14 protein-coding genes and 1 pseudogene are annotated in these 20,962 nt (G+C 72.4%); 4 read left to right on the forward strand and 11 right to left on the reverse strand.

The genetic code is table 11. The features are described from left to right. Positions 1 to 94 precede the first annotated feature (94 nt). Positions 95 to 1,516, forward strand: coding sequence for a lipase maturation factor family protein (locus ACH4F2_RS20095; RefSeq protein WP_398134054.1), 1,422 nt, complete (start codon positions 95 to 97; stop codon positions 1,514 to 1,516). 48 nt (positions 1,517 to 1,564) lie between these two features. On the opposite strand, the gene ACH4F2_RS20100 is transcribed toward ACH4F2_RS20095, so the two are convergent. Then, a complete protein-coding gene (locus ACH4F2_RS20100; RefSeq protein WP_398134055.1) occupies positions 1,565 to 4,588 on the reverse strand; it encodes an alpha-mannosidase in 3,024 nt (1,007 codons plus the stop codon). A 350-nt stretch (positions 4,589 to 4,938) separates the two neighbouring features. Here ACH4F2_RS20100 and ACH4F2_RS20105 point away from each other — a divergent pair, with 350 nt between their 5' ends. Then, positions 4,939 to 6,288, forward strand: coding sequence for an amidase (locus ACH4F2_RS20105; RefSeq protein ID WP_398134056.1), 1,350 nt, complete (start codon positions 4,939 to 4,941; stop codon positions 6,286 to 6,288). 11 nt (positions 6,289 to 6,299) lie between these two features. Here ACH4F2_RS20105 and ACH4F2_RS20110 read toward each other — a convergent pair whose 3' ends face one another. Together ACH4F2_RS20110 and ACH4F2_RS20115 are read right to left on the reverse strand one after the other, a co-directional pair. Next, a complete protein-coding gene (locus ACH4F2_RS20110) occupies positions 6,300 to 6,782 on the reverse strand; it encodes a GNAT family N-acetyltransferase (RefSeq protein ID WP_398134057.1) in 483 nt (160 codons plus the stop codon). 56 nt (positions 6,783 to 6,838) lie between these two features. Next, positions 6,839 to 7,012, reverse strand: a complete 174-nt coding sequence (locus ACH4F2_RS20115) for a hypothetical protein (protein WP_398134058.1) — start codon at positions 7,010 to 7,012, stop codon at positions 6,839 to 6,841. A 473-nt stretch (positions 7,013 to 7,485) separates the two neighbouring features. Here ACH4F2_RS20115 and ACH4F2_RS20120 point away from each other — a divergent pair, with 473 nt between their 5' ends. Further along, a complete protein-coding gene (locus ACH4F2_RS20120) occupies positions 7,486 to 7,941 on the forward strand; it encodes a hypothetical protein (RefSeq protein WP_398134059.1) in 456 nt (151 codons plus the stop codon). A 198-nt stretch (positions 7,942 to 8,139) separates the two neighbouring features. Here the strand turns inward: ACH4F2_RS20120 and ACH4F2_RS20125 are convergent, their stop codons facing one another. The 7 genes and pseudogenes from ACH4F2_RS20125 to ACH4F2_RS20155 all read right to left on the reverse strand — a co-directional run bounded on the left by ACH4F2_RS20125 (position 8,140) and on the right by ACH4F2_RS20155 (position 17,941). Next, entirely contained in the window at positions 8,140 to 9,657 is a 1,518-nt protein-coding gene (locus ACH4F2_RS20125; RefSeq protein WP_398134060.1) for an SDR family NAD(P)-dependent oxidoreductase, read from the reverse strand. A 104-nt stretch (positions 9,658 to 9,761) separates the two neighbouring features. Further along, on the reverse strand, positions 9,762 to 11,102 hold the full coding sequence (locus tag ACH4F2_RS20130) for a wax ester/triacylglycerol synthase family O-acyltransferase (RefSeq protein ID WP_398134061.1): 1,341 nt from the start codon (positions 11,100 to 11,102) through the stop codon (positions 9,762 to 9,764). Between the two features lie 174 nt (positions 11,103 to 11,276). Next, positions 11,277 to 11,466: pseudogene (locus ACH4F2_RS20135) on the reverse strand (hypothetical protein); the annotation flags it as partial. Positions 11,467 to 11,657: 191 nt separating this feature from the next. Then, positions 11,658 to 14,270 carry a PA14 domain-containing protein gene (locus ACH4F2_RS20140; RefSeq protein ID WP_398134062.1) on the reverse strand — a complete coding sequence of 871 codons (2,613 nt, stop codon included), beginning with the start codon at positions 14,268 to 14,270 and terminating at the stop codon, positions 11,658 to 11,660. A 202-nt stretch (positions 14,271 to 14,472) separates the two neighbouring features. Next, complete coding sequence (gene glgC, locus ACH4F2_RS20145; RefSeq protein ID WP_398134063.1) at positions 14,473 to 15,693, reverse strand: glucose-1-phosphate adenylyltransferase; 1,221 nt, start codon at positions 15,691 to 15,693, stop codon at positions 14,473 to 14,475. 87 nt (positions 15,694 to 15,780) lie between these two features. Beyond that, positions 15,781 to 16,962: a glycogen synthase gene (gene glgA, locus ACH4F2_RS20150; RefSeq protein ID WP_398134064.1), complete on the reverse strand. Its 1,182-nt coding sequence runs from the start codon at positions 16,960 to 16,962 to the stop codon at positions 15,781 to 15,783. Positions 16,963 to 17,059: 97 nt separating this feature from the next. Continuing rightward, positions 17,060 to 17,941 (reverse strand): (2Fe-2S)-binding protein, encoded by an 882-nt coding sequence (locus ACH4F2_RS20155; protein WP_398134105.1) that lies wholly within the window; start codon positions 17,939 to 17,941, stop codon positions 17,060 to 17,062. A 227-nt stretch (positions 17,942 to 18,168) separates the two neighbouring features. Here ACH4F2_RS20155 and ACH4F2_RS20160 point away from each other — a divergent pair, with 227 nt between their 5' ends. Then, on the forward strand, positions 18,169 to 19,371 hold the full coding sequence (locus ACH4F2_RS20160) for a DMT family transporter (RefSeq protein ID WP_398134065.1): 1,203 nt from the start codon (positions 18,169 to 18,171) through the stop codon (positions 19,369 to 19,371). Here ACH4F2_RS20160 and ACH4F2_RS20165 read toward each other — a convergent pair. Further along, positions 19,361 to 20,710 carry a transglycosylase family protein gene (locus ACH4F2_RS20165; RefSeq protein WP_398134066.1) on the reverse strand — a complete coding sequence of 450 codons (1,350 nt, stop codon included), beginning with the start codon at positions 20,708 to 20,710 and terminating at the stop codon, positions 19,361 to 19,363. The two genes, ACH4F2_RS20160 and ACH4F2_RS20165, sit on opposite strands and share 11 nt — an antisense overlap. Positions 20,711 to 20,962: the final 252 nt, after the last annotated feature.

Genomic DNA, 20,962 nt, shown 5'->3' on the forward strand with positions numbered 1-20,962 from the left:
CTTCGACTGCTGGTCGGCCACCCGGGCCCTGCCTCCGGGAAACCTCCGGCCGACCGGGGTACACCGTGCGTAATCGTACGAGAGGAGCGCGGCCGTGGAGTGGTTCACCGCACCCGACTACTGGCTGAGCCGGCTGGTCTTCCAGCGGGCCCTGGCGGTCATGTACCTGGTCGCGTTCCTGACGGCGGCCCTCCAGTTCCGTGCGCTGATGGGCGAGCGCGGTCTGACGCCCGTGCCCCGGTTCGTCGAGCGGGTGCCGTTCAAACGTGCGCCGAGCCTGTTCCAGCTGCGCTACTCGGACCGCCTCTTCGCGGCCGTGGCGTGGGCGGGCTGCGCGGTGTCGGCGGCGCTGGTGGCGGGGCTGGACTCACTGCTGCCGCTGTGGGGCGCGATGCTGCTGTGGCTGGTGCCGTGGGTCCTGTACCTGTCCATCGTCAACGTCGGACAGACCTGGTACTCGTTCGGGTGGGAGTCGCTGCTGCTGGAGACCGGCTTCGTCGCCGTGTTCCTCGGCAACGACGAGGTGGCGCCGCCGATCGTGGTGCTGTTCCTGCTGCGCTGGCTGCTGTTCCGCGTCGAGTTCGGGGCGGGGCTGATCAAGATGCGGGGCGACGAGTGCTGGCGGAAGCTGACCTGTCTGGACCACCACCACGAGACCCAGCCGATGCCGGGCCCGCTGAGCTGGTTCTTCCACCACCTCCCCCGGCCGCTGCACCGCGTGGAGGTGGCCGCGAACCACGTCACACAGCTCGTGGTGCCCTTCCTGCTGTTCACGCCGCAGCCCGTGGCGACGGCCGCCGCGGCGCTGATGATCGTGACCCAGCTGTGGCTGGTGCTGTCGGGGAACTTCTCCTGGCTGAACTGGATCACCATCGTGCTGGCCCTGTCGGCGGTGGAGTTCCCTGCCGATCCGCCGTCCGTGTCCGCCGCGCCGCTCTGGTACGAGGTGGTGGTCCTCGCGGTGGCGGCGCTACTGGTGTTCCTGAGCCACCGGCCGGTCCGCAACATGATCTCCCGCGGCCAGGTGATGAACCGCTCCTTCGACTCGCTCCACCTGGTCAACACCTACGGCGCCTTCGGAACCGTCAGCCGGGTCCGCTACGAGGTGGTGATCGAGGGCACCGCCGACGAGGTGGCCCGCGCGGACGGGGACTGGCGGGAGTACGAGTTCAAGGGCAAGCCCGGGGATCCGCGGCGCTGGCCGCGCCAGTTCGCGCCGTACCACCTGCGCCTCGACTGGCTGATGTGGTTCGCCGCGCTGTCGCCCTCGTACGCCGGGCCGTGGTTCGGCAGCTTCGTGGAACGGCTGCTGGAGAACGACCGGGCGACGCTGAAGCTGCTGCGCCGCTCCCCCTTCCCGCCCGACGCGCCGCCGCGCTTCGTCCGCGCCCGGCTGTTCCGCTACCGGTACACGACGTGGCGCGAGCTGCGGGAGACGGGTGCGTGCTGGGAACGGACGTATGTGCGGGAGTATCTGCCGCCGACGCGGCTGGCGGGCACGGCTCGGCGGTCGTGACGGGTGGTGGGGCCCGGTCCACCGGGCGGGCCGGGCCCCGGGGGTGCGTCACGCGCGCTTCAGCCGCAGGGTCATCAGCTGGAACGGGCGCAGCCGTACGGCGATCCGGTCACCGTCGGCCCCGACCGCGGACTCCTCCTCGGCGAGCGGGCGTTCCAGCAGGTCGGTGACGGCCACGCCCGCGACCGGGAAGCCGGCCGTCAGGGTGGCCCTCACCCGGCCGCCGTGGGCCTCGTGGAAGCGGACCACCACGTCGCCGCTGCCGTCGTCGGCCAGCTTGACGGCCGTGACCACGACCGCGTCCCGGTCGACCGAGACCAGCGGCGCCACCTCCCCGGCGCCCGTCACGCGCCGCTCGGGCAGGTTGATCCGCCAGCCCTCGCGCACGGCGTCGCCGATGCCCGCGCCCGGGACCAGCGCGTGCCGGAACCGGTGCACGCCCTGGTCGGTCTCGGGGTCCGGGAAGCGCGGGGCGCGCAGCAGGGAGACCCGGACCGTGGTGGTCGTACCGGCGTCGCCGCCGGTGCGGACGGTACGGGTGACGTCGTGGCCGTACGTCGAGTCGTTGACGACCGCCACGCCCCAGCCGGGCTCCTCCAGGTGGACGAAGCGGTGGTTGCAGGCCTCGAACTTGGCCGCCTCCCAGCTGGTGTTGGTGTGGGTGGGCCGGTGGAAGTGCCCGAACTGGGTCTCGGACGCGTACCGTTCGGCGTGCACGTCGAGCGGGAAGGCGAGCTTGAGGATTTTCTCCGTCTCGTGCCAGTCGACCTCGGTGTCCACTTCCAGTCGCCGCTCCCTGGGCGCGAGCGTCAGCACCTGGGTGACGCGGGAGGAGCCGAAGGAGCGGACGATCCGCACCGACGCGCCGTCGTCGCCGGGGGCGACCTCGTCGGCGTCGGTGAGGTCGGTGACCGTGTTGCGGTAGAACTCGTCGACGTCCCAGGCGTCCCACTTGTTCGGGAGGTCGGGGTGGAGCTGGAGCAGGTTGCCCGCCCCGCCCGGCGCGATCGTCTCGCGGTCGGCGCCGATGTCGTACGCCGAGACGACCAGGCCGCGTTGGTCGATCTCGACGCGGAGCAGGCCGTTGTCGAGGACGTGGCCGCCGCCGGGGCGGGGGGTGAGGCCGGTGCGGCCGTCGGTGACGGGAGCCGCGGCCGCGCCCGCCCCGACACCGGCCCGGGTGTGCGGGGCGGCGTTGAAGACCAGCGGGGTGTCGCCCTCGCCGGCCAGGGCGTACTGGGCGGCGTCGACGATCCGGTTCAGGTCGGCGGCGACACGGTCGTACGTCGCGCGTGCCTCGCGGTGCACCCAGGCGATGGAGGAGCCGGGCAGGATGTCGTGGAACTGGTGGAGCAGGACCGTCTTCCAGATGCTGTCCAGGTCCTCGTACGGGTAGGGGAACCCGGTGCGCACGGCCGCCGTGGCCGCCCACAGCTCGGCCTCCCGCAGGAGGTGTTCGCTGCGGCGGTTGCCCTGCTTGGTCTTGGCCTGGCTGGTGAGGGTGGCGCGGTGCAGTTCGAGGTACAGCTCGCCGACCCAGACGGGCGGCTCGGGGTTCTCGGCCTCGGCCTTCTCGAAGAAGGCCTGCGGGGTCTCCCACTCGACCGTCGCCGAGCCTTCGAGGTCGCGCAGCCGGGCCGCCTTGGCGACCATCTCGCGGGTGGTGCCGCCGCCTCCGTCACCCCAGCCGGTCGGGGCGAGGGAGTGCCGGGCGACGCCCTTGTCCTTGAAGTTGCGGACGGCGTGGGCGATCTCGCTGCCCTTCATCGAGCAGTTGTACGTGTCGACGGGCGGGAAGTGCGTGAAGATCCGCGTGCCGTCGATGCCCTCCCAGCGGAAGGTGTGGTGCGGGAACTTGTTCGTCTGCGACCAGGACATCTTCTGCGTCAGCAGGTACTTGGTGCCGGCCGCCTTGATGATCTGCGGCAGTCCGGCCGCGAACCCGAAGGTGTCCGGCAGCCACGCCTCGTCGTTCTCGACGCCGAACTCGTCGAGGAAGAACCGCTTGCCGTGCACGAACTGCCGGGCCATCGCCTCCGAGCCCGGCATGTTGGTGTCCGACTCCACCCACATGCCGCCGGCCGGCACGAACCGGCCGTCCGCCACGGCCTTCTTCACCCGGGCCCACACCTCGGGCCGGTGGTCGCGCACCCACGCCCACTGCTGGGCCTGCGACATGGCGAAGACGAAATCCGGCTCGTCCTCCAGGAGGGCGGTCATGTTCGACGTCGTGCGGGCCACCTTGCGCACGGTCTCGCGCAGCGGCCACAGCCACGCCGAGTCGATGTGCGCGTGGCCGACGGCGCTGATGCGGTGCGCGGAGGGGACGGCAGGGGCGGACAGTACCCCGGTGAGGCGGGAACGGGCCTGTTCGGCCGTGCCGTTCACGTCCTGGAGATCGACGGCGTCCAGCGCCTTGTCCACGGCCCGCAGGATCTCCCAGCGGCGCGGCGACTCGACCGGCAGCCCGGCCATCAGCTCGCCGAGCACCTCCAGGTCGAGCACGAGGTGCCAGACGGTCTCGTCGAGGACCGCGAGATCCATGCGGGTGAGGGTGTACTGCGGCTCGCCCCCCGCGGTGTCCTTGTCGCCGAGCTGCGTGGGCACGAAGGGGTGGTGGTCGAGGATGACCGGGTTGGAGGCCGCCTCGATGTGCAGGCGCACCTCCTCGCCGCCCTCCACGGGCGCGCCGATCCGCACCCACTGGTTGCGCGGGTTGAGGCCCTTCACCGGGGTGCCGTCGGACCGGTAGACCAGGCCCTCGCACTGGAAGCCGGGCATGTTCTCGTCGAAGCCGAGGTCGAGGATGGCCTCGACCGTCCGGCCGGCCCAGTCCTCGGGGACGATTCCGGTGACGCGGAACCAGCTGGTGCCCCAGGGTGCGCCCCAGCGGGCGCCGACCTCGATGGGCCCGGGTTCGGCCGCGAGCCCTTCGGCGACCGGGACGGGCTCGCCGGGAGCGTTCCACACCGCGACGTCCAGCGGCACGGACTCGGGGTACACGGCGGGGCGGATGCGCTCGTCGAGGACGCGCTTGAGGCGGGCTTCGACCAGGTTGCGGTCGTCATGCATGCGGGGTGCTCCGTGGTTGAGGGGACGGGCGGGGGCGGGGTGCGGTGGGTTACCAGGTGTGGGTCACGGTGGCGGGGGCCGACGTGGTGTACAGCTCCCCCACCGCGCGCGGTTCGAACCGCGCTGCTGGACGGCGGTCCGGCCCGGACGGTGCGGGTGCCGGTGCCGGTGCCGGTGCCGCGGCTGATCGAACGGGACAGCACGGGGCCGGCGCGGTCGGCCGGCACGGAACGATCGGCCCGAACGGGGCGGCCGACGGGTCCGGACTCTCGACGCGGAGGCGCCGGACGGGCAGAGTGCTCCTGCGTACTCGCCAGTAATCCCGTCACCGCACCCCCGAGGAGCCCTCCGTGACCGACTGGGCCGGCCGGACCGCCGCCGACATCGCAGCCGCCGTACGCGAGAAGCGGGCCACGCCCCGTGAGGTGGTGGCGGGGCATCTGGCCCGGATAGAACGGCTCGACGGCCGCGTCGGTGCCTTCCGCACGGTGCGGGCGGCCGCGGCGCTCGCCGAGGCCGAGGAGGTGGGCGCCCGGGGCGATCTGGGCCGACTGCCGCTGGCCGGTGTGCCGGTGGCGGTCAAGGACAATCTTCCCGTGCGCGGCGAGTCCACGCGCAACGGCTCCGCCGCCACACCGGACACGCCCGCCGAGGACGACCACGTCACCGTGGCCCGGCTGCGAGCGGCCGGCGCGGTGGTGGTGGGGCTGACGAACGTGCCCGAGCTGTGCGTGTTCGGCACCACCGACGGCGTGCACGGCACCGCCCGCAATCCGTGGGACCGGGCCCGCACGGCGGGCGGTTCGTCGGGCGGCAGCGCGGCGGCGGTCGCCGCCGGGATGGTGCCGGTCGCGCTCGGCAACGACGGCATGGGTTCGCTGCGCATACCGGCGGCCAACTGCGGCCTGGTCGGCATCAAGCCGGGCCACGGCACGGTGCCGGCCGGTATCGGCGACGGCGACTGGTTCGGCATGTCCGAGAACGGGCCGCTGGCCACGACGGTCGAGGACGCGCGCCTGGTGCTCGCGGTCCTCGGGGACGACCTCGCGGACGGGGCGCCGCCGCGCCGCGAGGACTCCGGGGCCCTGCGCATCGCCGCCTCCCCGCGCAGCCCCCTGGCCGGCGTCACCGTCTCCCGCCCCTGCGCGGCCGCCGTCCGCGAGGCGGCCGGGGTGCTGATGAGGGCGGGGCACCAGGTGCGGCGGGCCGACCCTCCCTATCCGGCTTCGCTGGGATGGACCGCTCTGACCCACTGGACGGCCGGTACGTCCGTGGACGCGCGGGACCTGGACCGGCGGCGGCTGGCCAGGCGTACCCGGGTGCACGCGGCCCTCGGCCGGCGCTTCGTGCGCACGGTGGCCACCGGCGAGGGCCGGGAGGGGCTGCGCCGGCGCCTGGAGCCGTTCTTCGCCGAGTACGACGTCCTGCTCACCCCGGCGCTGGCCCGCCGCTCCCCCAAGGCCGGACCCTGGCACGAGCAGGGCTGGCTGCGCAACGTCGCGGCGAACTCGGCGTACTCGCCCTTCACCCCGCCTTGGAACCTGACCGGCTGGCCCGCGATGGTGGTCCCGTTCGGCACCCTGCCCTCGGGCGCCCCCCGCGCCGTACAACTGGCGGGGCTCCCGGGGGCGGAGGCGGCGCTGCTGGAGCTCGCGGAGCGGATCGAGGCGCTGCGTCCCTGGCGGCGGACGGCCCCGTAGCCTGAGGGTCCCTACAGCGCGCGGTGCATGACGTGCAGGCCGACCCGCCCGTGCCGCGGGTGGTCGAAGGCGTCCGGCACCGTGCCCAGGATCGTGAAGCCGAGGGAGGTCCAGAGTTTCACGGCGGGGTTGGTCTCGACGACGGCGTTGAAGACCATGCCGCGGTATCCGTCGGCCCTGGCGGCGGCCAGGACGTGCTCGGCGAGGGCCCGGCCGATGCCCCGGCCTGCCCGGTCGGGGTCGACCATGAATCCGGCGTTCGCGATGCGGGCGGCGGGGCCGCCGTAGTTGGGGGTCACATAGGCGGAGGCGACGACGGTGCCGGTGTCGTCCTCGGTGACATAGACGCGTTTGGCGGGGTTCATCCACAGGGCCCGGGCGTCCTCCTCGGACGTGTCCGGGTCCCAGGCGTAGGTCTCGCCGGCCTCGACGACACGGCGCCAGAAGGGCCAGATGTGCGGCCAGTCGTCGGCCGTCGCTTCCCTGATCAGCATGGGCGTGAGTCTCGCACGCCCATGCGGCCGGCACGTCCCGCGGGTGGCGGCGCGGGTCAGTCCACGCTGGGCAGGATGTGGGGCTCGGCGAGGTCTTCCTCGTAGCCCGCGAGGCGGATCGGGGCGGACCGGGCCCACACGTCGAGGCTGCCGATCTCTCCGGGCCGGCGGCCCGCACGCTCGGTGCGTTCCTCGGGGCGTTGCTCTGGATTGGTCGTCTCCGGTGTCACCGCGCACTCCTTATGTGTCGGGTCACCCTCGGGGCCTGTCGGCCAGTCTCCTGTCCGGCACCCGGCGCCCGCTCGGGTGTGAGTCGAATGCAGTTCGGACGCGGTGGCGCCGGTAACGCGTGCGAGAGCAGGCCGTTGTGAACCGGCTTGTCCCATGACGGACTTCGGGTGTGGGTAGTGCCCTGTGCTGCCGTCCGTCCGCTCCAGATTAACCAAATGAGCGGGGGTGCGCTCTATGGGGCTCAAAACATGGGACAACCATTGCCCTTCCCTCCGCGCACAGTTGACCCCAGTCTGACCCGGTTCACCCGCTTGTGCACCGCTGACAACTCACCCGTTCGGCCCACGTCGTCGTTCTGGCCTTCGAATGTCGGCGGCGGCGGGTCGCGCAGTTAAGTTGCCGTTGGCTGGGGCGCAAGCTCGCCATGGTCTGCTGCTGGTCGGCAACGGCTGTCTCGTGGGAGGACCGAGGCATGGAACTGCGCAGCGTCGAGGAGCTGATGGACCTGCTGTACGCCTGCCGGGGCGAACGGTCCGCGGCGGAGCACGGCAGCGGGTCCGTGGACCTGCACGGGCACGCGCTGCGGACCGCCGCGCTGCTGCGCCGGCGCCGCCCCGCCGACAAGGAACTCCAAGTGGCCGGCCTGGTGTCGCCCGTGGGCCGGCTGCTGTGGCCCGGCAACCCGTCCGGCCGGACCGCGGACGCGGTGCGACCGCTTCTCGGTTCGCGCGTCGCCCGCCTGCTGCGCCGGCACGCCCACCCGGAGGCCTGGGCCCACGACGACGATCTGGTCAGCCTGCGCCAGGCCGATGAGGAGGCCCGCACCACCGTCTTCGACGCCGGGGTGCTGGAGGACTGGCGCACGATACTGGAGGTGACGGCGGCGCGGAACTCGCGGCACGGCGCCGTCGACTTCGGACGCCCCTGACGGTGCGCGCGCGAGACGCCTACCAGGGCGTACGCGCGACCGACCCACCGGGCACACCCGCGCTCGCCCCCGCGCGGCAGGCGGGGGAAGGCGAACGGACCGGCGGGCGGAACACCGCCTGCCCGCCACGGCGATCACCAGGTGCCGCGGGCGGAGTCCGTGGCGATCACCGTCTGCCGGGTGCGTGGTCCGTGGCGATCACCACTTGCCGGGCGCGTAGTCCTTGAGGAAGACGCCGTACAGGTCCTCGCCCGCCTCGCCGCGCACGATCGGGTCGTAGACGCGGGCCGCGCCGTCGACCAGGTCGAGCGGGGCGTGGAAACCGGCGTCGGCCAGGCGCAGCTTGTCGAAGTGGGGACGCTCGTCGGTGATCCAGCCGGTGTCGACCGAGGTCATCAGGATGCCGTCGGTGTCGAACATCTCCTGGGCGCTGGTCCGGGTCACCATGTTCATGGCGGCCTTGGCCGCGTTGGTGTTCGGGTGCCCCGCGCCCTTGTAGCCGCGGGCGAACACGCCCTCCATCGCCGAGACGTTGACGACGTAGGCGCGCCCCGCGGGCGCCTTGCGCGCGGCCTCGGCCATCGCCGGCCGCAGCGCGCTGATGAGGATGAACGGCGACGTGTAGTTGCACAGCTGGGTCTCGAGCAGCTCAACCGGGGAGATCTGCTCGATGGTCTGGACCCAGGTGTTGGTGTCGACGACGTCGGGGACCAGGCCGCCCGCGTCGATGGCGGTGCCCTCGCGGTGCCGGACCACACTGGCGTTGCCGGCGACCAGGGCGAGGTCGGCCACCTGCTGCGCGTCCAGCCCCGTGACGCCGACGGGCAGCGCTGCCAGTCCGTCCACCGCACCGGAGTTGAAGGCGCCGATGACGTGGTGGGCGGGCAGTTCACCGGCCGGCAGCGGGGCGCTCTCGCCCTCGACGAGCGCGGCGTACGCGGAGGGCAGACGGCGCACGGTCTGGGTGGCGTTGTTGATCAGGATGTCGAGCGGGCCCTGCTCGGTGACCTGCTCGGCCAGCGCCACGGCCTGGGCGGGGTCGCGCAGGTCGATGCCGACGACCTCCAGGCGGTGCATCCAGTCCGCGGAGTCGTCCATCGCCTTGAAGCGGCGGATGGCGTCCTTGGGGAAGCGGGTCGTGATCGTGGTGTGCGCGCCGTCCCGCAGCAGCCGCAGCGCGATGTACATGCCGATCTTGGCGCGGCCGCCGGTGAGCAGCGCCCGCTTGCCGGCGAGGTCGGCGCGGGCGTCGCGGCGGGCCCTGTTCTCGGCGGCGCAGGTCTGGCAGAGCTGGTGGTAGAAGTAGTCGACCTCGGTGTACCGCTGCTTGCAGATGTAGCAGGAGCGGGGGCGCTGGAGTATCCCCGCGATGCTGCCCTCCTCGGTGCGGGAGGAGGGCAGGATGCCTTCGGTCTCGTCGTCGATGCGCTCGGCGGACCCGGTGGCGGTGGCCTCGGTCACCGCCTTGTCGTGGGCGGTCTTGGCGGCCCGGCGCTCCTGGCGCCGGCGCTGCTTGACCATCCGGTAGATGTGCGAGGTGGCCCGGCGGACCCGGACGGCGTCCGGGTGGTCGACGTCGAGTCCGTCGAGTTCCTCCAGCACGCTCAGGCAGACGGCGAGCCGCTCCGGGTCGATACCGGGGCCGTACCCCGCCTCGTCCCCGGAGTCGTACGCCACCTCGTCCGTGGTCGCCGAACCGTCCTGTGTCACCGTCATCGCCGCTGCCGTTCCCTGGTCACCGTCGCGGCGCTCCCAGACGCGTCCGCTTTCGAACAGCGGATTTTATTCAGCGCCGGGGCACTGAGCCAAACCCGTCCGCCTCAGGGACCGCAGGCGGTGAGCAATGTCTCCACCTCCTCCGCCAGGGCCAGGGCGAACCGGTCGAGGTCCGGCACCGCCTTCGCGTCGGCGACCAGGCCGTAGTGGACCTGCCCGCGGTAGGTCGAGACGGCCACCGCCAGGGAGTGGCCCCGGGCCAACGGCGCCAGCGGGTAGACCTCGGTGAGCGGGTGGCCGCCGAGCCGCAGTCCGAGGCTGGGCAGCGGCACGCTGGTGACCAGGATGTCGAACCAGAGCCGGGCGGCCTGCCCGACCAGCGGCCCGCCGAGCCGGTGGCCCAGCGCCGGGACGTGATCGGCGAGCAGGGCGACAGCACCGGCGCCCCGGCCGGGCCCCGCGTCCTTGTTGCGGTCCATGGCGGCGCGGACCGTGCCGAGGCGGGACAGCGGGTCGGGGTCGCCGACCGGAAGCCGTATCAGGTAGCCCGAGAGCCGGTTGCCCTGCGGGTGGGCGGCGCGCGGGCGGCGTTGGGACACGGGGATCAGGGCGCGGGGCGCGACGCCCTCGCTGCCGTCGCCGCGCCCGTCCAGCCAGCGGCGCAGGGCGCCGGCGACGACCGCGATCAGGACGTCGTTGACGGTGCCGCCGACGGTCTTGCGTACGCGGTGCACGTCGTCGAGGTCGACGGCGACGCCGGCGATGCGGCGGGTGCCGGAGGACGTGGCGGTGAGCGCGGCCGAGGAGCGCACGTCGAGGGTGGACAGGGCCGCGGCGGCGCCGATGTCGAGGGCGCGGCCCGCCTCGGACAGGGCGCCGCGCACCCTCCCCGGCAGTCCGCGCACGTCCGGCAGGAGACCGCGCGGGGGCTGCCCGGGGCGGGGCCTGGGCGCGGGGAGGTCCATCGGGTCGAGGATGCCCGCGGCGAGGGTCAGGGCCCGCAGGCCGTCGGCGAGCGCGTGGTGGAACTTGAAGAGCACGGCGAAGGAGCCGCCGTCCGCGCCCGGCAGGACGTGTGCTTCCCACGGTGGCCGGCCGCGCTCCAGCGGGCGCTCCATGAGACGGCCCGCCCGGGCGTGGAAGTCCGTCGTCGGCGCGTGCAGCCGGACGTGGTCGAGCGGGTCGAAGCCGGGGTCGGGTTCCCGGGTGGCGCCGCCGAACGCGAACGGCCGCCGCAGGGCGAGCGGCGGCTGCCAGGTGTCCCGGATCCGCATCCGCAGTCCGGGCACGGAGGGGGCGCGGGCGGCGAGCAGGTCCGCCGCGTGGGCGCCCGCTGTGGACGAGTGTGCCGTGAAGACCCCGAGCGCGCCGAGGTGCATGGGGTGCTCGGCGGACTCGATGTTCCAGAACGCCAGGTCGAGGGGAGCGAGCGGATCAGGGGTCAAGGGCTTGCCTCGCAAGGACGACGCAGGAACGACGGGTGGACAAGCAGTCAATCGCCCTCCGTCGATTACGGTCAAGTACGATCAAGTCACGCACCGTTAACAGCAGATTAAAGTCCCGCCCCTGCGTGAGGGGCGGGACTCCAGGGACTCATGGGACTCATGGGGCGTCTGTACTCAGGTCAGCGGTGGGGGCGCCGCCTGTGCGGTGGCGCCCCACCCGGACGGCTGCGGGCCGACCGTGAACACGAGCGACTCCGGGATCGCCTCTTTCCGGTCATGCCGGTCGGCGTGCCCTGGCACAGGCGAGCGCCGCGTGCACCACGTCGGTCGTCTTCCAGGGCTGCCCGGTCGACGGGCAGGCGTACCGGAGCGCCGGTCGTGACGCTGTGCGGCCGACCGCCGGGGTGGTGAACAGCGCGGACGCTGCCACCGGCCCGGCCACGCACCGACGCGGACGCCGGACGCCTCTCATGTGCGGTGACCTCCGGTGCGGTGGCCTCCGGAAGGTCTGCTGTGTCGTCGTGCGAGATGCCGTACGGGATGCCGTGCGCGTACTCAGCCGGCCGGGCAGCCCGCGGGCGTGGGCTGGGAGGCGTCGTGGATGAGGGCCTCGTGGGCGGCCTTCACCCGCTCGACGTCCGGCTTGAGGACCTTGCGGTCGTAGGTCGTCAGGCCGTTCAGCTCGCCCTCGACGTCCGAGATCTGGGTGTAGACGGCGCCGTTGCTCCCCCGGCAGACCAGGGCGCGCACCTCGTCGAGCTTGGTGAGGTAGTCGTCGGTGTACGTCTGGGGGTCGACGTCGACGTACGACTGCTGCACCGACCAGGCGTGTCCGGGCACCGCGAGACCGAGGCCGCCGTACTCGCCGGTGACCAGGGCGCGTTCGCCGTCCGGGGAGGGCGGCAGGGCGGGGCTCGGGTAGCCGTGTTCGTCCATGATGTCGCCGGCGCCTCCGTCGGCCCCGAGGTTCAGGCCCGACTGGTTGTTGACGAGGCGGGTCGGGTCCCAGGCCTTCGCCTGCTCGGCGACGCGCTTGATGTCGTACTGGCCCCAGCCCTCGTTGAAGGTGACCCACATGATGATCGACGGGTGGCTGACGTGTTCGTCGATCATCTCCTTCATCTCGCGCTCGAACTCGGCCCGGGAGGCGGCGTTCGGGTTCACCCCCGGGGTCATGGAGGGCATGTCCTGCCACACCATCAGGCCCAGCTTGTCGGCCCAGTAGAACCAGCGGTCCGGCTCGACCTTGATGTGCTTGCGCACGGAGTTGAAGCCGAGCTTCTTGTGCAGCTCCAGGTCGGACGCGAGAGCCTCGTCGGTGGGCGCGGTGTGCAGGCCGTCCGGCCAGAAGCCCTGGTCGAGGGTGGCCATCATGAAGACCGGTTCACCGTTGAGCACGGTGCGCGGCACACCGTTCACCTTCTCGACGGCGATGGAGCGCATCCCGAAGTAGCTCTCGACGCGGTCGTGTCCGACGGTGACCCGCAGGTCGTACAGGAACGGGTCGTCGGGCGACCACAGGCGCGGGTCGTGGATCTTCAGCGTCAGCGGCTCGCCGGTGCGTCCGCTCGCCGTGGCGACCTTCCGGTGTCCGGCGTACGCCGTCGCCGTGACCCGTACGCCGTCGCGCACGCCTTTCGGCTCGACGGTCAGGGTGCCCGCGCCGACGTCCGGGGTCAGCTTCAGCGAGTCCACGTGGTCCCGGGCGACGGGCTCCATCCACACCGTCTGCCAGATGCCGGAGCTGGGGGTGTACCAGATGCCGCTCGGGTCCAGGCTCTGCTTGCCGACCGGCGGGTTCTCGCCGCCCCTCGCGTCGGTCGGGTCGTAGACGCCGACGATCAGCTCCTGGGTGCGGCCCGGCTTCAGCGCGTCGGTGACGTCGACGCTGAACTTGTCGTAACCGCCTTTGTGCTCGGTGACCTTGACGCCGTTGACGTACACCTCCGACTGCCAGTCGACGGCGCCGAAGTTGAGCTTGAGACGCTGGCCGTGGCCGATGTGCCAGCCGGCCGGGACCGTGAAGGTGCGGCGGTACCACATGCGGTCCTCGTGCCGCTGGATGCCGGAGAGCTGGGACTCCACCGGGTACGGGACGAGGATGCGCTCCTTCAGGTTCTTGCCCACCGGCGGCTGCTCGCCGGCCTCGGCGGCGGCGAACTGCCAGCTGCCGTTGAGGTTGCGCCAGGCGTCCCGCGTCAGCTGCGGACGCGGATACTCCGGGAGGACGTTGTCCGGGCCCACCTCGTCGGCCCAGTCGGTGCGCAGCTCGTACGTGGAGTGGTTGCCGCCGCTGCTCCAGAAGGGGCTGACAACGTTGCCCTCGGCGTCGGTGAGGGCGCCTTCCCCGTCGTAGCGGACGTCGGCGGTGCCGGGTGCGTCGCCGTCCTTGTTGCCGACGACGGGCTGGTCGAGGGCTACGAGGAGGGCGGTGGGGTCGGCGGGGTCGACCTTGGCCTCGCCCAGGGGCCACCTGGCGCCGCCGATCACCGCTTCGAGGTGGTCGGTGAGGCCGGCCGGGGCCGCGGCGAGCGGGCGGGGGAAGTCGAGCTTCAGGGTGCGGCCGGTGGACTGGACGGTGGTCGCCGTCGCGCCGTCGTAGTCGAAGCCGTCGGGCAGGCGGAACGCCGACTGCGGGACGGGCTCCTTGCTGCCGCCGGGCTCGGTCCAGCGCAGGTGCAGGTTGGAGCCTCCGTAGTGCTCGAAGTACTCCAGCTTGATGTCGTAGGACTGACCGGCTGTCAGCTCGATGGGCTGGGCGGTCTGCTCACGGTCCCAGTCGTCGACCCAGTGGTCGATGGCGAGTCGTCCGCCGATCCAGAGGCGGAAGCCGTTGTCGCCGATGACCGAGAAGGTGTGGGCGCCGGTCTTCTCCGGCACCAGCTTGCCCGTCCAGCGGACGCTGACATCGTCCGACTGCCCGGTGGCGAAGGCCAGCCGCGGCTCCAGGGTGTTGAAGTCGAGCTGCGGGTCGAAGCCGGTGGCCTTGAGTTCGTGGAAGTCGAAGGCTCCGGGGGCGGACTGGGTGTAGTACTCGCCCTTCAGTCCGTGTATCTCCGCGGTGTCGTCACCGGCGGCGCTGGCGTTCGGCACCGCGCCGAGTCCGGCGACGCCGAGTGCGGCGGCGAGCAGTAACGCCAGTCGGTCTCTGAGTCGTTTGGTGCGCACTGACCCTCTCCTCGAGAACGGGTGGTGGCTGATGGCTCAGGACATCGATGTCATACATCGATGTACAGCAGAGGTGCAGAGGCATGACAGCACGGATTTCCCCCTGGCGTCCAGGGACATGACAATGGTCCCGGGCGCGTCGCACGCATCGCGCGTACCCGCACGCCCCCGGGGCCACCGCCCAGCCGTCACCCGGTCCTCGTCACGGCACTCGCTGCCCCTTGCCCAGTGCGATCACGCCACCCTCGGAGACGGTGTACAGCTCGGCGTCCCGCTCCGGGTTGACGCCGATCGTCGCACCCGGCGGCACGTCCACGTTCTTGTCCAGGACCGCCCCGCGCACGACCGCGCCCCGCCCGATGTGCACGTTGTCGTGCAGTACCGAGCCCTGCACGACCGCTCCCGGGTCGATCACCACGCCCGGCGAGAGCACCGACCGGGTGACCTGCCCGCGGACCAGACAGCCCGCGCTGATGATCGACTCTCCGGCGATGCCGCCGGCGTTGAAGCGTGCAGGTGACAGCTGGGTGGAGTGGGTGTAGACCGGCCAGTCCCGGTTGTAGAGGTTGAACGCGGGCCGCTCGGCGATGAGGTCCATGTGGGCGTCGTAGTAGGCGTCGAGGGCGCCGACGTCCCGCCAGTAACCCTGGTCGCGGGTCGTCTCCCCCGGCACGTGGTTGGCACCGAAGTCGTACAGCGCGGCCTCGCCCCGGCCGGTGAGCTGCGGCAGGATCGAACCGCCCATGTCGTGCACGGAGTTCTCGTCCTCGGCGTCCCGGTGCAGGGCGTCGATGAGGGCCTTGGTGGTGAAGACGTAGTTGCCCATCGAGGCGAAGACGCACCCGGGGTCGTCGGCCAGGCCCGGAGGGTCGGCGGGCTTCTCCAGGAAGCCGGTGACGGTCCGGCCGCCGGAGCCCGGCGTGATCACGCCGAAGGACGACGACTCGGTGCGCGGCACCCGTATCCCGGCCACGGTCACCCCCGCGCCGGACTCGATGTGCTGGGCGACCATCTGGCGCGGGTCCATCCGGTACACGTGGTCGGCGCCGAAGACCGCGACGTACTCCGGCTGTTCGTCGTGGACCAGGTTCAGGGACTGCAGGATGGCGTCGGCGCTGCCCAGGTACCAGCGCGGGCCCAGGCGCTGCTGGGCGGGGACGGGGGTGACGTAGTTGCCGAGCAGGCTGGACATCCGCCAGGTGGTGGTGATGTGCCGGTCCAGGGAGTGCGACTTGTACTGCGTGAGGACACAGATCCGCAGGATGTCGCCGTTGACCAGGTTGGACAGCACGAAGTCGACCAGCCGGTACGTGCCGCCGAAGGTGACCGCGGGTTTGGCGCGGTCCGCGGTCAGGGGCATCAGGCGCTTGCCCTCCCCGCCCGCCAGTACGATCCCGAGCACCGAAGGACCTCCACGACGCATGGCCGCTCCCCTCACCCTCGTTCACTCCGGCCGCCCCGGGCGGGGCGGCCTAAGCCTGCTGGAGGATCTCCTCGTAGAGGCGGACGATCAAGCCTGCTGGAGGGTCTCCTCGTAGAGCCGGACTGTGCGGCGGGCGACCGCGTCCCAGCCGAACTCCTCCACCGCGCGCCGCCGGCCCGCCTCGCCCATCCGCCGGGCGGCCTCGGGGTCTCCGAGGACGGCGTCCAGTGCCCGGGCGAGCCCCGCCTCGAAGTCGTCGTCCCCGTCGCCACCGCCGTGGTCGTTGTCGTCCTTGGGGACGAGGATCCCCGTTTCGCCGTCCGCCACGACCTCCGGGATGCCGCCCACCCGGGAGGCGACCACGGGCGTGCCGCAGGCCATCGCCTCCAGGTTGACGATGCCGAGGGGCTCGTACACCGAGGGGCAGACGAAGACCGCGGCATGGGTCAGCAGCTGGATCACCTCCGGGCGCGGCAGCATGCGCGGGATCCAGTGCACGCCCTCCCGGGCGCGGCTCAGTCCGGCGAAGAGGTCTCGGAACTCCTGGTCGATCGCGGGGGTGTCCGGGGCGCCGGCGCACAGCACGATCTGCGCGGCCGGGTCGATGGCCCGGGCGGCGCGCAGCAGGTGGGGCACGCCCTTCTGGCGGGTGATCCGGCCGACGAACAGGACGTACGGGCGCGAGCGGTCGAGGCCGATCCGGACCAGCGCGTCCGTGCCGGGGTCGGGCCGGTAGAGGGAGGTGTCGATGCCGTTGTGCACGACGTGCACCCGGGAAGCGTCCAGCGCCGGGTAGCAGCCGAGGATGTCCTCGCGCATGGCGCCGGACACGGCAATCACCGCGTCCGCGGTCTCGACCGCGGTGCGTTCCGCCCAGCTGGAGAGGGTGTAACCGCCGCCGAGCTGCTCGGCCTTCCACGGCCGCGAAGGCTCCAGGGAGTGCGCGGTCATCACGTGCGGGAGGCCGTGCAGGAGCTTGGCGAGGTGGCCGCCGAGGGCCGCGTACCAGGTATGGGAGTGGACCAGGTCGCGGCCTTCGAGGGCGGCGGCCATGGCGAGGTCCACGGAGAACGTGCGCAGCGCGTCGTTGGCGCCGTCCAGCGCGGACCAGGGGCGGTGGCGCAGCACGCCGTCGGTGCGGCCCTCGCCCCAGCAGTGCACGTCCAGGTCGACGAGGCGGGCGAGCTCCCGGGCGAGGAACTCGACGTGGACCCCCGCTCCGCCGTACACGTCCGGCGGGTACTCCCGGGTCAGCAGTCCCACACGCACCCGGAACCTCCCGTCTCGGCGGCTGGTCCCTTCATGGTCACCCAGACGGGGCGCCCGGGGAAGGGCGCGGGGGCTGTGAAGATCAGGGCTGTGAAGATCAGGGCTGTGGAGATCGGTGCGACCCCGGCGGCCGGGAGAAGCAGCAGTCGCCGCAGACCCCCGCGCCGGGCACCCGGTAGTACAGGCAGCAGCTGCGGCGCCGGAACTCGGTGCCGGTGAGGGCGCCGGCCGTGGCGAGCAGGGGGTGGGCGAGCAGACCGGTGGTCAGGGAGCGGGCGCGGGCGGCGGTGTCCCCACGTCCGTGGCGGCGGGCCCAACGGTCCAGTTCCCGGCCTGCACCGGCCAGCGCTGAGGCCGCGTTGCCCCACAGCAGCCCGGTCGCGACACGGTAGCGGGTGTGCACGGCCGCCGTCAGCGGTACCAGGTGGCCGTGGAGCACGAGCTCCGCGATCGCGGCGACGTCGCCCGGCAGGGGCCGCACCTCGGCGAGCCACAGGTCATCGGGGGCGGTGGCGTCGGGGTCCCAGCGCAGCAGCGACGGGGCAAGGTCGGGGACCGGTCCGTAGAGGGCGGCGCACCCCAACGTCACCGACCACAGACGGGCCGCGAGCCCCTGGTGGGCCACGGAGGCGGCGACGCGGGTCTCGGGGGTGCGGAGCGCGGCGGCGACCTTCTGGACGCGGAAGGCGAGTGGGTCCTCCCACGGCCGCGCCTGCGCCCGCGTCTGCGTCTGCGTCTTTGTCTGCGTCTGCGTCTGCGTCTGCGGGTCCGACGTCGCGTCTCGGCGCCCCGGTGCGGATGCGGCCGCGTGTCCGGGCGCGTGTCCCGGCGCGTGTCCCGGCGCGTAGGCATGTGCGAGGGTGAGGAACGGCCGGGGCGGCGACGGAGTCGACGCGTGGGGGAACGCGTTCGGCAACGCGTGCAGGACGGAGAAGCCGCCCAGCGGGCGGAGGGCGACGAGGTCGGGGTCGAGGTCCACGTAGAGCAGTAATATCAAGGCCCCTAGGGGCCTTGGCCGGGGGTCCGGGCTCGAAGTCGCCCACCCTGGGGAGGACGGCACCGCCGTCGTACTCCATCGGCAGTATGACCCAATGCGTGCTCAGGGACGACGACGGGAAGACCCTGAGACGGCATCGTGTTGTCCATGGAAGACGACCGTTCGCCGCGCCGGGCCAAGGGCCCCCGCCTCACGCAGAGGAGCAGCCGATGAGCGCCCTCGCGTTGTCCGTGCTGCTGTCGCTCGTCTCCGCCGTGGCGTACGCGGGCGGAGCGATCGTGCAGGAACAGGTCGCGGCGTCCTCCCCGGGTGCTCAGTACGCTCCGCTGCGCCGGCCCGGCTGGTGGGCGGCGGTCGGTCTCAACGGCCTCGGCGGCCTCCTGCACGTCGTTGCCCTCGCCCTCGGTCCGCTGAGCCTGGTGCAGCCACTGGGCGCGCTCACCATCGTGTTCGCCCTGCCCATGGCAGCGCTGTTCGTGGGCCGCAAGGCCGGCGCGACGGCCTGGCGGGGCGCGCTCATGGCGACGGTCGGTCTCGCGGGACTGCTGTCCCTGGTCGGCGCGTCCGACGCGCAGTCACTCGACACGGGAGAGCGGGTCGGGGCGTCCGTCGTCACCGGTGGTGTGGTCGTGGCGCTGATGATCGCCGGCCGGGCCGTGCACCGGCACCCGGCGGTGCGCAGCATCCTGCTGGCGACCGCGTCCGGCATAGCCTTCGGCATGTCCTCCGTCTTCACCAAGACGGTCGCGGTCGACTGGACCGGTGGCGTGTCAGCCGCCGACCTGCCGTCCCTGGCCGTGATCGGCGTGCTCGCCACGGCCGGCATGCTGCTGTCGCAGGCCTCCTACCGGGGCGCCGGTCTCGCAGCTCCGCTGGCCATGCTCACGGTGGTGAACCCGGTGGTGGCCGCCGTGGTCGGCATCACGATGTTCGGCGAAACCTTCCGCTACGGCACGACCGGCACGGCGCTCGCCCTGAGCTGCGGCGTGGTGGCCGCGGGCGGGCTCATCCTGCTGACGACGGAACGGATCGCACGGGAGGCCGCCGAGGAGGCCGGGAGGCCCGCCGGCGGCGATGCCCTTCCGGCGGCGGCCGGAACGGAGGCGGCCGGAACGGAGGCGACTGAATCGGCAGCGGCCGGATCGGGGCCGGACAGGCCGGAGGCGACGCCGGTCGAGGACGGGTTCGTGCGGGAGGGCGGCGGGCAACAGGTCACCCCGCTGTCCGACAAGGTCTTCCTGCCCTCCCCGATGTCACCGCCGGCCCCGGAGACCGTCCCCGCGGAGGAGACGTTCGAGGCCCGGGAACCGACGGAGAGCGACGACTCGCCGCTCGCCTACGGTCCCTTCTACGGTGGTCCGTTGGTCCCACCGCACGTTCTCGGCCACCACCGGGTGCGGATCAGATCCTGACCCCGCCGGCCCGCAGATACGCCACTGGGTCGACGTCCGAACCGAAGCCGGGCCCCGTCCGCACCTCGAAGTGCAGATGCGGGCCCGAGCTGTTCCCGGTGGAGCCCGAACGGCCGATGCGCTGGCCGGCGCCCACCGACTGACCGTCCTTCACGGAGATCGCCGAGAGGTGCGCGTACTGCGAGTACCGGCCGTCACCGTGCCTGACGACCACCTGATACCCGTAGGAGCCGCCCCAGCCCGCGCTGACGACCTCACCCGCCGCGACCGACTTGACCGAGGTGCCGGTGGCGACGGGGAAGTCGACGCCGGTGTGGTAGCCCTTCGACCAGGAGGAGCCCGCCTGGTGGTACGGCGTGCCGGTGGGGGCGTCGACAGGGGCGACAACGCTGTGGCGCGTGGTGGCCTGGTCGGCCTTGGACGCCTTCTGCGCCTTGTCTGCCTTACCTGTCCCGTTCCTCTCGTCCTTGCCGCTGTCCGGAGGCGACTTCTTCTTCTGCTGCTGCTTCTGCTGCTTCTGCTTCTGCTGCTGCGGCCCGGCGGGCGCCTGCTCGGCCCCCTTCGCCTTCGCCTTGGGCTTCTCGGCCGTCCTCGACTCGCCGCGAGAGGCCGTAGCGGTCCCCTCACCGCGCATTTGCAGGTGCTGGCCCGGCAGGATCAGGTCTGGATCCGCTCCGATCGCGCCGCGGTTCGCGTCGTACAGCCGCTGCCAGCCACCCCGGACCTGCTGCGCGTCGGCGATGCCGGACAGGGTGTCGCCGGTGACCACCGTGTACATCTTGGCCTTGCCGGCCCGGGACTGGGGGGTCGTCTGGGGCTGGACGTCCTTCACCGAGTCGGGCTTCCCTGCGGACTTCCCGGTGGACTTCCCGGTGGGCTTCCCGGTGGGCTTCCCGGCCGCCCTCTCCCGGCTCTTCCCGGCTCCCCCGTCCCCGGCCGGCCGGATGTCCGGCGTGTCGCCGCCCCGGGCCAGTCCGGCTCGCTGCGAGCACACCGGCCAGGCGCCAGGCCCCTGACCGTCGAGTACCTTCTCGGCGACGGCGATCTGCTGGTCCTTGGTGGCCAGGTCCGCGCGCGGGGCGTACCGGGTCCCGCCGAACGCCTCCCAGGTGGACTGGGTGAACTGCAGCCCGCCGTAGTAGCCGTTGCCGGTGTTGATGTCCCAGTCATTGGTGGACTCGCAGGCGGCGACCTTGTCCCAGGTCTCCACGTCGGCCGCGTGCGCCGTGCCGGTACCGATGAGCGGGAGCGCCAGTCCCGCACCGCCGGCGGTGACGGTCAGTGAGGCGCGGTTGATCCTGTTCGGCTGATACCGGCGGTGCCGGCCGCGTACGGCCATGGATATCCCCCTCGACATTGCGTCAGGAGGGGCAAAAGTAAGCGCTGCGAACAGGCCAGGACAAGACGGCAATCGGCCGGTTGGTCACGCCAAGTGGCCAGGAACAAGTGCCCGTTGGCTCAATGCTCCGTCCTCCGGCTGAGGCACCGGGCCCCTCCCGCGCGTACTGGAGTCCGCCGGATCAGAAAGTGCGACCGGCGTACCGGCACGTCAGGATGGCCGTACGGCGAAACCGGCGATACTGGCGGGCAC

The organism is Streptomyces sp. NPDC017890 (assembly GCF_044328675.1).
Taxonomy (GTDB): domain Bacteria; phylum Actinomycetota; class Actinomycetes; order Streptomycetales; family Streptomycetaceae; genus Streptomyces.